Raw genomic sequence first — 14,159 nt, forward strand, 5'->3', positions numbered from 1 at the left:
TCAACGTACTGACGATGATTATTGTCCTAAGACAAAAACCTTCCTCTTAATACTTCGTGTGAGACTCTTGATTACTTATGCTATTGCCGATTCCGAAGAACCGGCCGCACTCGCCATCAAGCGCCCACACTTATCGGCTGTTAGTTTTTAAAGAGCACATCGCCTGACTTCTTACCTCACCGCACCGAGCACCTTGCTCAGCGCCGCTTCCGTCTGGCGTTTGCTGCATCAGCAGCAGAGAAACGAGATTATGAACATCGCTTCGGAGTCTGTCAACAAGTTTTTGAACCGCTTTTACTTGCTGACTGCGCTTGAGAAACCTTTGCATCGCTCTCACACGCACTCACGAAACTGCTTGCTCCCGCTTCCTCCGCGTTCAGTGAATCGCGAAGGAACGGAATTCTAGTGAGTCGATGTGCGATATGCAAGCGTTCCAACACAAAAATTTATGGCAGCCATTCCAGCGTGTCGATTGCGCCCGCGAGAGGTCCGGATGTGCCGCTTCGTGACCTATCCACTCGGCCGACGAACGAGCCGGTAAAACATCCGCTCGAGCGACTACAATAAAAGGTTACCCGCCCCAATAACTCGTATCGATATGCGCACGCGAACCGCAAAACGTATTCCCCCAGACGCGGACAAACTCGTCAGTCTCTCCCTCGCGCTCTTCGCCTCGGGCAGCCGCGTCGAAGATCGCTTTTGGGAAAGCCGCCTCGACACGCTGATCGCCAAACTCGTGCGCAACGGCAACCAGACGACGCTCGACGCCGCGCTCGATCACCTTCAGCAAAACCATCCCGATGCATATGGCGCACTCGCCGACATGGCCGAAACGCATAGCGAGTCGTTCCGCATCGACATCGACGGCGCGCCGCACGAAGCGCTGTTGATCGCGGCGCCGGTGCTCGCGTGGACGCGCTACGCCATCCCTTCGGGCTCGTTGAAGAGCGACACCGTCGACGCCCTGCGCACGCAATTGCAGGCGCACGTCCTGGCGGCGGGCGCGCGCGTCGCCATTGCTCCGTACTTCTATAGCATCGATCAGTTGCCGCGGCATCACGTCGATACGGCGCGTCTCGCGCAGCAATTGATGCAGGCGGCGCTCGGCGGCGCCACCGCTCGCCTGAACCTTTCCGATCTGCCGGAGACCTCGCCGATTCTCGCCGATCCGCGCTTTCTGCTCGCGGTTGCTATCGTGCCTGCGGGCGCGGCCTTCTTCCGCTGGCAAGAGGATGAAAACAAAACGCGGATCGAGCGCAGCCAATGTCTCGAACAATGGAATGCTCAAGGCGGAGCGACCTTCGCGACCATGCTGCCGGGCTGCGAGTTCGAATGTTTGCTGCCGGATGCCTACTATTCCGCCTGTCGTGATGCCGACGAGCAGGTTCGTCCGCACACGGTTCGTACCGCCGTGCGTTATCTGTTCGATACGCTCGGCACCGCGCCGCAGGAATTGCGGGCGGTGATTGCGGGTTTCGGAGAGCGGCGCATTGACGAATATCGTATCGGCTTCACGCGCCGGGGCAGCAACGATGTGATCTACGGCGTCGTCTGGCCGCTGTATGGCCGCGAGAACGCGGACGTCGGCATGGAAGACGAAGCCGAGATCGAAGGCGCGGACGGCCCTGTCGAGGAAATTGTCGAACTGCTGCGCAAAGCAGGCATCTCGGACGTGCGCCGCCACGCCGGGCGCTTCGAGCCGGAGTTCTGCGACGACTGCGGCGTACCGCTCTATGCCGATCCGCTAGGCGAAATCGTTCACGCGGAAATGCCCGAAGACGCCGAGCCAGCGCAGCCTCACTTCCACTGACCGCCATCGCGGTTCGCCTCTGCAAAGACCCAACCCCGCCCTCGTGCGGGGTTTTGTCCATTTTGCCTATGCCATTCGGTCGAGGCGCGCAAACGCCGGAAGTTTGTCAATATGACGCTGTGCCGACACAGTCGTTGGTGCCGAGACCCGTCGCGAATTGGCGTCGGACGTATTGAAATGAGGTAAAGCATGAAAATTATCATCATGGGTTCGGACGCGGAGCGCCGTGCGGGCCTGAAAACATTGCTACGCCGTGTGGCGCGTCAAGCACAGTTCACCGAAGCGAAAGACTGGCGGCAAGCCGCCTCAGTCATGAAGCGCTGTCAGGCCAGCATGATCGTCATCGATTGGACCGAAACCTCGCGCGCGAGCGAGCTGGAGACGCTGCTCGACCATGCGCCGGGGGTGCCTGCCGCGATCATGGTGGACCGCTGCGGGGCTGCACAGGTCTATATGCTGTTGGGAGCGGGCGCCATGGGCGTCATTCCGCGGACTCTCGAGCCGATCCTGATTCTCCGTGCGTTCGAAATGGTGCTCGTCGGCGGGCACTATATTCCGCCCGACGTCATCGATCTCGAGCCGCTGCGTCTTCTTCCCCTGCGTCGCTTTCGAACCGCTGCGGCACTTCCGCCCAGCGCGCCGGTGCATACGACCTTGTCGCCGCGACAGCAGCAGATCATGCGCTGCGTTCACATGGGAAGCACGAACAAGATGATCGCGAAGACCCTCGGCATCAGCGAGGGCACGGTGAAGATCCACCTTGCGAGCATCTTCCAGCAACTCGGCGCGACGAATCGCGCGGCTGCGGTCGCGATCTACAACGGTGTGCAGAATTCGCACCTCGAGATCCTGCGCATCGAGCGGCAACGGGCGCCCCGGCCGACGCCCGGCGCGTCCAACGTCATTCCGCTTCGTCAGCGGCGCACTAAGTATCCGTCGCTCGTGGGCGGCGGGGCGGTGTCCCTGCCGATGGCCGCGGAGCCCGAGGCCTCGTTCTAGCAACAATCGCCGAAAGCGGGTTCGTGGATTGCGCACACGTTTCACACGCAACGAGTAATATGCAAGGCATGGGGTTCTTCTATACACCGCTACCGCTTTGGCTGACCGCCGGCAGTTGGATTGTCGCCGTGGGGCTGCTCGCACTCGTGCTCGTGCAGCGGCCGTTCAGCCGCCTGCAGGACGCTACGCTTCAGCACGTGTGGCTGGGCGTCATCGTGTCGGTAACGGTGCTATGGGCGTGCAATGCCTGGTTCGACGACGGACCCGTCATCCACCTGCTGGGCGCGACGCTGATGGTCACGCTCTTCGACTGGCGGCTTGCGCTTCTCGGCACGGCCGCCAGCACAGGGCTTGCGGCCGTGGTGCTCGATGCGTCGTGGCTCTCCGTTGCAACCACGTACCTGCTTTTCGGCGCGCTTCCCGTTGGAGTGTCGACGCTCCTGCAACGGCTCTCCAACGCGTGGCTGCCTCGGAATCTTTTCACGTTCATCGTGGGCCACGGGTTCGTGGCATCGGCTGCGGCGGTCGCCGCTGCGTGCGGCGCGACGATACTGCTCGAAACAGCGCTATCCGGCGGCCCGATCAACGTTCCCGCGGCTTTCACGCGCGGCTCGCTGCTGCTCGGCACGGGCGAGGCGCTTTTCACCGGGCTGCTCACCATTCTGATCACGGTGTACAAACCCGCGTGGATCACCACCTACGACGTGCGCCGTTATCGGCTCGATCGCGGCCCGCGCGTCTGAACGGAGCGATTTCTCGCTCGCTTCCATCACACCGTCCGGGACTGCGCGCGGTTCGGAGCGTGCACAAAGTACGATAAGATTGAACTCCTTCCCCACACGAGGCATCTTACTTGCCCGTGTCTTCTTAGCGCCAAATTGATGGAAAGTAACTACGCACCGCGCCGGCTCATGCGGCTCGTCGGCCGGTTCGCGGTATGCGCATGGCTTGCATGCGCGGTGTCCGCCTTTGCCGATACGCTCGACGAGCGCAACGAACTGATTCACCACTTCGTCACCGATTACAACGCCAATCCGCTCGTGGCGGATTGCGCCGCACACGGCAACTTCATCGCCGGCACATCGACGGCATTCGACCATGTCGAATTCCCGGCCTCCTCGTTCGATTCGTCGCATTCCACCATCGAGCCGTGGAACGACTCGTTCGATGAAAAGAAGCAGCGCATCAAGGTCGACAACGTTGTGACCGTCGAGGGCGAAGGCATGCCGAAGAGCGGCGAGCGCGAACCCACGCCGCTCAAATTCCGCTGCGGCTATGTCGGCAGCCAGATGCTGGCGTTCGGCTGGAACGACCCGGTGCCGCCTTTGCGTGCGCACGCCGAAGCACCCGCCGCGCGAGGCTCGTCACGGGGAACCGGGCACAAGGCGACGGGCAAGCACGGCGCGAAGACCAAGTCGGCATCGTCGGGGAAGGCGAAGAGCACGACCAGGACGCCGGAAAAATCGATTAACGCGCCCCGCTCAAATAAGACATCTAAAAAACACGTATACTCGGGACCCGCGCAAACCCCAAGGGGGGGGCCAAGCGCAGGAGGCCCACGCCCTTTTTGCCTGGCTTACCGTGACGTAACGTTCGAACAGCTTACGCGGCGTCTCCGGCAAATGTCTGCAAGTGCCAAAGGATCGCCTGCAGCATCGACGCGCCCAGCGCCGCGCTCCGTTCTCCGCTCCAGCCGACGCGCTCGTCGGGCAGATTCGCGTTGTCCTTGAACGGCATCTCGAGCGTCAGCGATAGACATTTGTATTCGTTGCCGATGTACTTCGACGCGAGCTTCAACGCGTCCGTCTGATACCGGCTCGCTTCGTAGCCGTAGACGTCCTGGAAATCCGGACTCGCCTGCTTGAAGAATCCGACGAACGTCTTCTGCTCCTTGAGCTGCTGCTCAGTGAAGCCAGGCAGCATCTCCGATCCCGCCACGAACACATACGGCAGGCCTTCGTCGCCGTGAATGTCGAAGAACATGTCGCAGCCCGTCGCGCGGATCGCATCGCGCACGAGCAGCACTTCGGGGCTGCGCTCGGCGCTCGGCTCCATCCATTCGCGATTCAGGTTCGCGCCCGCCGCGTTCGTCCGCAGATTGCCGAGCACGCTGCCATCCGGATTCATGTTCGGCACGATATGAAACACCGCGCGATCGAACAGCGCACGCGCGACGGGATCGCCCGACCAGTCGCCCCATCCCGCCAGGCGCTTCACGAGTCCTTCGACGAACCATTCCGCCATCGCCTCGCCCGGATGCTGGCGCGCGATGATCCACACGTTCTTCTTCTGCGCTCCGGCGTCGTTCGCGTCGTTCGTTAAGCCCAGCGTGAGCACCGACATCGGCCGATTTTCGACCGTGCGGCCCAGCTCCGTCAGCGTCGCGTGCGGCATCTGCTGAAGCGCGCCGAGAAATTCGGAATGACGTTCCTCGCTGTACGGCTCGAAGTACGCGTAATAAATGCGATCGAAGTCCGGCGTGTGATCGATGGTCAGCACCGTGCCGTCATACCGCGTCGGCACACGGAACCAGTTCACGCGGTCGTAGCTCGCGACCGCCTGATAGTCGCGCCAGCCATCGGGGAACGCACACTTCGACGCGTTCTCGAACGTCATCGCGAGGCGCTCGCCCCGCGCGCCCGACACGCGAAAGTAGAACCACTGCGCGAAATCCGCGCGCGTATCCGGACGCACGCGAAGGCGGATGTCCGCCGGGTTGCTGGCGTCGATGATCTCGATTGCGCCCGCGTCGAAGTTGCTGGTGATGGAAATGCTCATGTCGATGTCCTTTGTGCCGCGTCGGAACGCGTGAAATGTCACTCCGCGACGCGGCGGCGAAACACGTAAGTCGTGTCGTTCGACGCTGCTTCATCGAACCGGTAGCCTTCGCTGTCGAAGCCCTTCAGCGCCTCGGGCTGGTCGATCCGGTTCTGCACCGCATAGCGCGCCATCAAACCGCGCGCGCGCTTCGCGTGAAAGCTGATGATCTTGTAGCGCCCGCCCTTCCAGTCCTCGAACACGGGCGACACCACCGGCACGTCGAGCAGCTTCGGCTTCACCGACTTAAAGTACTCTTCCGATGCGCAATTCACGAGCACCCGCGCGCCGCGCTGCCGCCTGAACTGCTCGTTGAGCGCCGCCGTGATGCGCTCGCCCCAGAACGCGTAAAGATCCTTGCCGCGCGCGTTCTGCAGCTTCGTGCCCATTTCCAGCCGATACGGCTGCAGCAGATCCAGCGGCCGCAGCAGCCCGTAAAGCCCCGACAGCACGCGCACGTGGTTCTGCGCGAAATCGAGATCGGCGGAATTGAGCGTCTTCGCCGCGAAGCCTTCGTACACGTCGCCGTTGAACGCGAGCACCGCCTGCTTCGAATTGTTCGCGTCGAAAGTCTTCGACCATTCGGCGTAGCGCTGGAAGTTGAGCACGGCGAGCTGATCCGAGATGCCCATCATCCCGCCGATCTGCTGCGGCGAAAGCTGCCGCAGGCCCTGGATGAGTTCGGCGGCGTCATCGACGAATTCGGGCAGCGTGTGTTTCCGGATGTGTGCGGGCGTCTCGTAGTCGAGCGATTTGGCGGGCGAGAGAACGATTATCATGGAGGCTCGCCGGCGCTTCGCCGACGAAGATAGGCATAAACCCCTGATTGTATCGAATGGATAATTCCGCCGCGTCACCGCAAAAACCGCGCGTCGTGCTCGATTCGAACGTGTGGATCGATATCCTCGTGTTCGACGACCCCGCCACCCGGCCGATCCGCGCCGCGCTCGAAGCGCGCACGCTCGATGCGCTCATCGACGCCCGCTGCCTCGCCGAACTCACGCACGTGCTCGACTATCCGCAATTCGTGCGTCTCGGCATCGACAAGGCCGCGGCGCTCAATACGCTCGCGCTGCTGTCGCGGCTCGTCGCGCCGGAAGCATCGCCGGACGAGCGTCCGTTGCCGAAGTGCCGCGACCGCGACGACCAGAAGTTTCTCGAACTCGCGCATGCATCGAATGCGGACTGGCTCGTATCGAAGGATCGCGCGGTGCTGAAGCTCGCGCGGCGCGTGGCGCGAGACTTCGCGTTTCGCATCGCGGAGCCGAAGCCGTTCGTCGCGGCGCTCGAAGCAGAGGCGCGCACCGCCGAAGTCGTCTGATCGTGCGCGTGAATAGCTGAAACGCATAGCTGAAACGCATAGCCGAAACGCATAGCCCAACAAGCACAGCCCACGTCCAACAATCTCCATGAACGCCATGCACGCAATGCCTGAAGCGTCACCCGAGCTGTCCTTCCCTTCGCGCCTGCCGAACGTCGGCACGACCATTTTCACCGTGATGAGCGCGCTCGCCGCGCAAAAGGGCGCAGTGAATCTCGGCCAGGGCTTCCCCGATTTCGATTGCGATGCGCGCATCGTCGATGCCGTCTCGGCCGCGATGCGCGACGGCCACAACCAGTATCCGCCGATGGCCGGCGCCGCGCCGCTGCGTCAGGCCATCGCGCGCAAGATCGAAGCGCTCTACGGCCGCGCCTATGACGCCGACCGCGAGATCACCGTCACCGCCGGCGCGACGCAGGCGCTGCTCACCGCCGTGCTGTGCTGCGTGCATCCGGGCGATGAAGTCGTCGTGATCGAGCCGATGTACGACAGCTACGTGCCCGCGATCGAACTCGCGGGCGGCAAGCCGGTGTTCGTGTCGCTCGAAGCGCCGGACTACGCGCTGCCCTTCGACAAGATCGCCGCCGCGATCACGCCGAAGACGCGCCTGCTGATGATCAACACGCCGCACAATCCGACCGGCCGCGTCTGGCGCGAAGCGGACATGCGCAAGCTCGAAGACATCGTGCGCGGCACCAACGTGCTGATCGTCTCCGACGAAGTCTACGAACACATGGTCTACGACGACGCGCCGCACGAAAGCGTCTCGCGCTATCCGGAACTCGCGGAGCGCAGCTTCGTGGTGTCGAGCTTCGGCAAGACGTTTCATGTGACCGGCTGGAAGATCGGCTATGTGGCCGCGCCCGTCGCGCTGACCGCCGAATTCCGCAAGGTGCATCAGTTCAACGTGTTCACCGTGAACACGCCGATGCAGATCGGTCTCGCGCATTACCTCGAAGACCCGAAGCCGTACATCGAGCTTCCCGCGTTCTATCAGAAGAAGCGTGACTTCTTCCGCGCGGGCCTGGCGAACACGCGATTCTCGCTGCTGCCGTGCGACGGCACGTACTTCCAGTGCGTCGATTATTCGGCGATCAGCGACATGCCCGAAGCCGACTTCTCGCAATGGCTCACGAGCGAGATCGGCGTCGCGGCGATTCCGGTGTCGGCGTTCTATCACGAGAGCCACGAATCGGGCGTCGTGCGCTTTTGCTTCGCGAAGAAGGAAGAAACGCTCGCGCTCGCGCTGGAGCGGCTCAGCAAGCTCTGACGCGCGACTCGCTGCCGGACATCCAGATCAGACAGAGCACATCGAGGAGACAGAACGCATCATGAGTCCGCAGGAATACAAGATCGAGACGCTCGGCATTGTCGGCAGCGGCGCGATGGGGCGCGGCATCGCGCAGATCGCCGCGCTCGCCGGCCTGAATGTGCGTCTCCACGATTCGAACCCCGCCGCGCTCGACGCCGCCCGCGCGTATCTATCCGAGACGTTCGACAAGCTCGCGGCCAAAGGCAAGATCAAGGAAGCCGACGCGCACGCCGCGCTCGCCCGCGTTCACGATGCGCGAAACGTCAGCGAACTGGCCGATTGCGGCGCGGTCGTCGAGGCGATCGTCGAGAACATCGAGATCAAGCGAAAAGTCTTTCGCGAACTGGAAGCGGTCGTCGGCGAGTCGTGCATTCTGGCGTCGAATACTTCGTCGCTCTCGATTACCGCGATCGCGGCGGACTGCGCGAAACCGGAGCGCGTCGCGGGCTTTCACTTCTTCAACCCCGTGCCGCTGATGCGCGTGGTGGAAGTCATCGACGGCCTGCGCGGCGACCCGCGCGCCGGCGACGCGCTGATGGAACTCGCGCGCCGCATCGGTCACATGCCGGTGCGCGCGAAGGACATGCCGGGCTTCATCGTCAACCACGCCGGGCGCGGCATGAATACCGAAGGCTTGCGCGTGGCGAGCGAAGGCGTCGCGAGTTTCGCGGACATCGACCGCATCATGCGCGAGCAGGCGGGCTTCCGGCTCGGGCCGTTCGAACTGCTCGATCTGACCGCGCTCGACGTCTCGCATCCGGTGATGGAATCCATTTATCATCAGTTCTACGAAGAACCGCGCTTCACGCCGTCGCCGATCACCGGCACGCGGCTCGCGGGCGGGCTGATCGGGCGCAAGGCGGGCGAAGGCTTTTATCGTTATGTCGATGGCAAGCAGCAGGTGCCCGAAGAAGCGCCCGCGCCCACGCAACTGCCGGCGCGCGTGTGGATCAGCCGCGCATCGCACGCGGCGCGCGAGCAAGTGCTGAAGGTGATCGCGAAGCACGACGCGAATGTTCACATCGACTGCGGCAACACGCCCGAACCGGATTCGCTGATCATCGTCACGCCGCTCGGTTTCGATGCAACCACGACCGCCGTGGCCGAGCATCTCGACGCCACGCGCGTCGTCGCCGTCGATACGCTCTTTCCGCTCGATACCGTCGCGCGCCGCACGATCATGACGACGCCCGCGACCACGCCCGCCATGCGCGACGCCGCCCACGCGCTCTTCGCCGCCGACGGCGTGCCCGTCACCGTCATCCGCGATTCGACGGGCTTCGTCGCGCAACGCGTCGTGGCGACGATCGTCAACATCGGCTGCGATATCGCGCAACAGGGCATCGCGACGCCTGCGGACATCGACCTCGCCGTGACGCTCGGGCTCGGCTATCCGCGCGGCCCGCTCGCGCTCGGCGATTCGCTCGGCGCGGCGACCATCCTCACGATTCTGCGCAACATCCAGAGCGTGCTCGGCGATCCGCGCTACCGCCCTTCTCCGTGGCTCACGCGCCGCGCGCAGCTCGGCCTTTCGCTCACCCACACAGAGGAACTTCGATGAGCGCCGAACTCCTGACACACCGCCCCGCCGGCAGCGACACCACGCTCGTGCTGAAGCTCTCGAATCCGGGCGCGCGCAACGCGCTGCATCCGGACATGTACGCGGCGGGCATCGAGGCGCTTTCGACCGCCGAGCGCGACAACTCCGTGCGCGCGATCGTGCTGACGGGCGCCGACAACTTCTTCTGCGCGGGCGGCAATCTGAACCGGCTGCTGGAGAATCGCGCGAAGGAACCGTCGGTGCAGGCACAAAGCATCGATCTGCTCGCGGAATGGATCAGCGCGTTGCGCGCATCGACGAAACCGGTGATCGCGGCGGTCGAAGGCGCAGCAGCCGGCGCGGGATTTTCGCTCGCGCTCGCGTGCGACCTGATCGTCGCCGCCGACGACGCGAAGTTCGTCATGTCGTATGCGCGCGTCGGCCTGACGCCCGATGGCGGCGCCTCGTGGTTCCTTTCGCGCACGTTGCCGCGCACGCTCGCGAGCGAAGTGCTGCTCGAAGCCAAGCCGATCGGCGCGGTGCGTCTGCATGAAGTCGGCGTCGTGAACCGGCTGACGAAGAAAGGCATTGCGCTCGATGCCGCCATCGCCTGGGCCGACGATCTCGGCAGCGTGTCGCCGAAAGCGCTCGCGCGCATCAAGTCGCTGATCAACGCGGCGGACGTGCAGCCGCTCGCCGCGCATCTCGACATGGAACGCGATGCTTTCGTCGATGCCCTTCATCACGGCGATGCGCTCGAAGGCATCACCGCGTTCCTCGAAAAGCGCCAGCCGAACTATCGCTAAACCATGGCTCACTACGAATTGCCGAAGCGGCGGCGCATCTTCCTGATGCGGCACGGCGACGTCACGTATTTCGACGACACCGGCCGCGCGATCGATCCCGAAAGCGTGCCGCTCAACGAACGCGGCCGCGAGGAAGCGAGCGCGGCGGGCCGCGAGTTCGCGGCGCAGAAGATTCGCTTTGACCGCGTGATCGCGAGCGGCTTGCCGCGCACGGTCGAAACGGCGCAGCGCGTGCTGGCGGAAACGGGGCAATCGGCGGAAATCGAGATCTGGCCCGAGTGGCAGGAGATACGCGGCGGACGGCTCGCGAATCTGTCGACGAGCGATATCGAGCGCGCGTTTCTCTCGGTGTTCGACGGCGTCGTGCCCGAAGAAACGCAGTTTCTCGGCGGCGAAACCATCGGGCAATTGCTCGACCGCGCGCTGCCCGCGATGACCAAACTGCGCGCCGACGCCGCGTGGGACACGGTGCTGCTCGTGCTCCACGGCGGCGTGAATCGCGCGTTGCTGTCGCATGCGATCACTGCGGGCGGACGCGCGTTCTACGGGCATCTGTCGCAGGCGACGGGCTGCATCAACGCGCTCGATGTCGGCGGCAAACCCGGCGACTGGGTGGTCCACGCGATCAATCATTCGCCGCCCTCGCCGCTGCACGCCGACGTGCGCAACACGACGATGGAACTGCTCTACGCGCAATTCGTCCGGTTCAAGGCGAGCGACATGAACTGACGGCGCTTCACCACAAAACGGAGGAGACGATGCCCGACAACGACACGAACAAGCACTCCGATTTTTCAGCATTCGAAGGCACGCGCCCGGTGAACGAGCGGCAGCGCTTCGATACCGATGCGCTCGCCGCGTGGCTCGCATCGCACGTCGATGGATTCGCGGGACCGCTCGCCGTCGAGCAGTTCGCGGGCGGCCAGTCGAATCCGACATTCAAGCTCGTCACGCCGTCGCGCAGCTATGTGATGCGCGCGAAGCCCGGCCCCGCCGCGAAGTTGTTGCCATCGGCGCATGCGATCGAACGCGAGTATCGCGTGATGGACGCGCTCGCCGCCACCGACGTACCCGTCGCGCGCATGCTGGCGCTTTGCGAGGACGAAAGCGTGATGGGCCGCGCGTTCTACGTGATGGAATTCGTCGAAGGCCGCGTGCTGTGGGACCCGTCGCTGCCCGGCATGACGCCAGCCGAACGCGCCGCGATCTACGACGAAACCAACCGCGTGATCGCCGCGCTCCATACGGTCGATGCCGAAGCCGCCGGACTCGCCGATTACGGCAAGCCGGGCAATTACTTCGAGCGGCAGATCGGGCGCTGGAGCAAGCAATACGTCGCGTCGCAGACAGAAAAAATCGACGCGATGGACCGGCTCATCGACTGGCTCCCGCAGCACATTCCGCCTATGTCCGACAGAAAGGCGAGCATCGTGCACGGCGACTTCCGGCTCGACAACCTGATCTTTCATCGCGACGAACCGCGCGTGCTCGCCGTGCTCGACTGGGAACTCTCGACGCTCGGTGACCCGCTCGCCGACTTCGCGTATCACTGCATGGCGTGGCATGTCGATCCGTCGCAGTTTCGCGGCATCGCGGGCCTCGACTGGACGGCGCTCGGCATCCCCGATGAAGCGGCGTATGTCGCGCGCTATTGCGAACGCACAGGCTTCGAGATCGAAGGCGACTGGAACTTCTATCTCGCGTACAACATGTTCCGCATCGCGGCGATTCTGCAAGGCATCATGAAGCGCGTCACCGATGGCACCGCCGCCAGCGCGCAAGCCATCGACGCCGGACGCCGCGCGCGCCCCATGGCCGAACTCGCGTGGCAATACGCGCAGAAAGTCGGACGATAACGACGAACGAGGAGACACCGGCATGAACTTCGATTACACGCCCAAGGTGAACGCGTTGCGCGAGAGGCTGCTCGCGTTCTTCGACGCGCATATCTATCCGAACGAGCGCGCGTTCATCGACGAAATCGCGGCCAATCGCGCGGCCGGCAACGCGTGGATACCGACGCGCCTCATCGAGAATCTCAAGGAACACGCGCGCAGCGAAGGCTTGTGGAATCTTTTCTTGCCCGCGTCGGAGCGAGGCGCGGGCCTGACGAACCTCGAATACGCGCCGCTCTGCGAAATCATGGGGCGCGTGCCGTGGGCGCCCGAAGTCTTCAACTGTAGCGCGCCCGATACCGGCAACATGGAAACGATCGAGCGCTACGGCACGGATGCGCAGAAGGCGCAATGGCTCGAACCGCTCTTGCGCGGCGAGATCCGTTCGGCGTTTCTGATGACGGAGCCGGAAGTCGCGTCGTCGGATGCGACGAATATCCGATGCAGCATCGTGCGCGACGGCGACAGCTACGTCATCGACGGCCACAAGTGGTGGTCGTCCGGTGCGGGCGATCCGCGCTGCAAGGTGTTCATCGTGATGGGCAAGACGGACCCCGACGCGCCGAAGCACGCGCAACAATCGATGATTCTCGTCCCCGCCGATGCGCCGGGCATCACGGTGCATCGTCCGCTCAATGTGTTTGGTTACGACGACGCGCCGCACGGTCACATGGACATCACGCTCGACGGCGTGCGCGTGCCCGCCGCGAATCTGCTGCTAGGCGTCGGACGCGGCTTCGAGATCGCGCAGGGGCGGCTCGGGCCGGGACGCATTCACCATTGCATGCGCCTGATTGGCCTCGCCGAACGCGCGCTCGAACTGATGACGAAGCGCACGCTCGCGCGCGTCGCGTTCGGCAAGCCGATCGCGCAGCACGGCGTGACGCAGGAACGCATCGCACAGGCGCGGATCATGATCGAACAGGCGCGGCTGCTGACGCTGAAAGCCGCGTACATGATGGATACCGTCGGCAACAAAGGCGCGCGCGGCGAGATCGCGATGATCAAGGTCGTCGCGCCGAACGTCGCGTGTCAGGTCATCGACTGGGCGATTCAGGCGCACGGCGCGGGCGGCGTCAGCGACGATTTTCCGCTCGCGTATGCGTATGCGTCGGCGCGGACGCTGCGCCTCGCCGACGGACCCGACGAAGTCCACCGCAACGCGATCGCCAAGCTGGAACTGGCGAAATACGCGTCAGGAAGCTGACGCGCCGGAATCGCGCAGGCCGAAGAGCGCGGCGGAATCGACCGTCAAAACCAGTTCGCCATCCTGATTGTGCGCTTCCCAGCGCGTCGACACGATGCCGCGATCCGGCTTGCTCTTCGACACGCGCTTGTCGAGCACGCGCACGGTCAGGCGCACCGAATCGCCGACGCGCACCGGCTTCAGCCAGCGGATGTTGTCGAGACCGGGCGATCCCATCGATGTCGAATCGGCGAGCATGTCGCGCACGAGAATGCCCATCATCGCCGAGCACGTGTTCCAGCCGCTCGCCACCAGCCCGCCGAAATGCGACGCCCTGCCCGCTTCGTCGGAAAGATGAAACGGCTGCGGATCGTAACGGCTCGCGAATTCCACGATCTCCTCGCGCGTGAAGGTGTGCGCGCCGAGCGTCACTGCCGCGCCCACTTCGAAGTCTTCAAAGCTGTAGGTCATGC

The 14,159-nt window shown here is 63.9% G+C and carries 13 protein-coding genes and 1 pseudogene; 11 read left to right on the top strand and 3 right to left on the bottom strand.

What is annotated here, in order from left to right; all coding sequences use genetic code 11:
* The first annotated feature begins 598 nt into the window (after window positions 1-598).
* The 4 genes and pseudogenes from NCR39_RS08315 to NCR39_RS08330 all read left to right on the top strand — a co-directional run.
* Window positions 599-1,810 carry a DUF2863 family protein gene (locus tag NCR39_RS08315; RefSeq protein ID WP_250451770.1) on the top strand — a complete coding sequence of 404 codons (1,212 nt, stop codon included), beginning with the start codon at window positions 599-601 and terminating at the stop codon, window positions 1,808-1,810.
* A 189-nt stretch (window positions 1,811-1,999) separates the two neighbouring features.
* A complete protein-coding gene (locus tag NCR39_RS08320; RefSeq protein ID WP_250451771.1) occupies window positions 2,000-2,809 on the top strand; it encodes a helix-turn-helix transcriptional regulator in 810 nt (269 codons plus the stop codon).
* Between the two features lie 68 nt (window positions 2,810-2,877).
* A complete protein-coding gene (locus tag NCR39_RS08325) occupies window positions 2,878-3,552 on the top strand; it encodes an energy-coupling factor ABC transporter permease (RefSeq protein ID WP_250452033.1) in 675 nt (224 codons plus the stop codon).
* A 138-nt stretch (window positions 3,553-3,690) separates the two neighbouring features.
* A pseudogene (locus NCR39_RS08330) lies at window positions 3,691-4,314 on the top strand (BspC domain-containing protein); the annotation flags it as partial.
* Between the two features lie 97 nt (window positions 4,315-4,411).
* Here the strand turns inward: NCR39_RS08330 and NCR39_RS08335 are convergent.
* Both NCR39_RS08335 and yaaA read right to left on the bottom strand, forming a co-directional pair.
* Entirely contained in the window at window positions 4,412-5,587 is a 1,176-nt protein-coding gene (locus NCR39_RS08335; protein WP_250451772.1) for a M14 family metallopeptidase, read from the bottom strand.
* 38 nt (window positions 5,588-5,625) lie between these two features.
* Window positions 5,626-6,405, bottom strand: coding sequence for a peroxide stress protein YaaA (yaaA, locus tag NCR39_RS08340; protein WP_250451773.1), 780 nt, complete (start codon window positions 6,403-6,405; stop codon window positions 5,626-5,628).
* A 56-nt stretch (window positions 6,406-6,461) separates the two neighbouring features.
* On the opposite strand from yaaA, the gene NCR39_RS08345 reads away from it, so the two are divergent.
* The 7 genes from NCR39_RS08345 to NCR39_RS08375 all read left to right on the top strand — a co-directional run bounded on the left by NCR39_RS08345 (window position 6,462) and on the right by NCR39_RS08375 (window position 13,707).
* Window positions 6,462-6,947, top strand: a complete 486-nt coding sequence (locus NCR39_RS08345) for a putative toxin-antitoxin system toxin component, PIN family (protein ID WP_250451774.1) — start codon at window positions 6,462-6,464, stop codon at window positions 6,945-6,947.
* Window positions 6,948-7,035: 88 nt separating this feature from the next.
* Complete coding sequence (locus NCR39_RS08350) at window positions 7,036-8,217, top strand: pyridoxal phosphate-dependent aminotransferase (RefSeq protein ID WP_250451775.1); 1,182 nt, start codon at window positions 7,036-7,038, stop codon at window positions 8,215-8,217.
* A gap of 61 nt (window positions 8,218-8,278) precedes the next feature.
* Window positions 8,279-9,820: a 3-hydroxyacyl-CoA dehydrogenase gene (locus tag NCR39_RS08355; RefSeq protein WP_250451776.1), complete on the top strand. Its 1,542-nt coding sequence runs from the start codon at window positions 8,279-8,281 to the stop codon at window positions 9,818-9,820.
* On the top strand, window positions 9,817-10,605 hold the full coding sequence (locus NCR39_RS08360; protein ID WP_250451777.1) for an oxepin-CoA hydrolase, alternative type: 789 nt from the start codon (window positions 9,817-9,819) through the stop codon (window positions 10,603-10,605). Before NCR39_RS08355 ends, NCR39_RS08360 begins: the two co-directional genes overlap by 4 nt.
* A 3-nt stretch (window positions 10,606-10,608) precedes the next feature.
* On the top strand, window positions 10,609-11,334 hold the full coding sequence (locus tag NCR39_RS08365) for a histidine phosphatase family protein (RefSeq protein WP_250451778.1): 726 nt from the start codon (window positions 10,609-10,611) through the stop codon (window positions 11,332-11,334).
* A gap of 29 nt (window positions 11,335-11,363) precedes the next feature.
* A complete protein-coding gene (locus NCR39_RS08370; protein WP_250451779.1) occupies window positions 11,364-12,461 on the top strand; it encodes a phosphotransferase in 1,098 nt (365 codons plus the stop codon).
* 22 nt (window positions 12,462-12,483) lie between these two features.
* Entirely contained in the window at window positions 12,484-13,707 is a 1,224-nt protein-coding gene (locus NCR39_RS08375) for an acyl-CoA dehydrogenase family protein (RefSeq protein ID WP_250451780.1), read from the top strand.
* Here the strand turns inward: NCR39_RS08375 and NCR39_RS08380 are convergent.
* Window positions 13,696-14,157, bottom strand: a complete 462-nt coding sequence (locus NCR39_RS08380; protein WP_250451781.1) for a MaoC family dehydratase — start codon at window positions 14,155-14,157, stop codon at window positions 13,696-13,698. The genes NCR39_RS08375 and NCR39_RS08380 overlap by 12 nt on opposite strands.
* Window positions 14,158-14,159 lie beyond the last annotated feature (2 nt).

It is taken from the genome of Caballeronia sp. ATUFL_M2_KS44 (genome assembly GCF_023630965.1).
Lineage (GTDB): Bacteria > Pseudomonadota > Gammaproteobacteria > Burkholderiales > Burkholderiaceae > Caballeronia > Caballeronia concitans.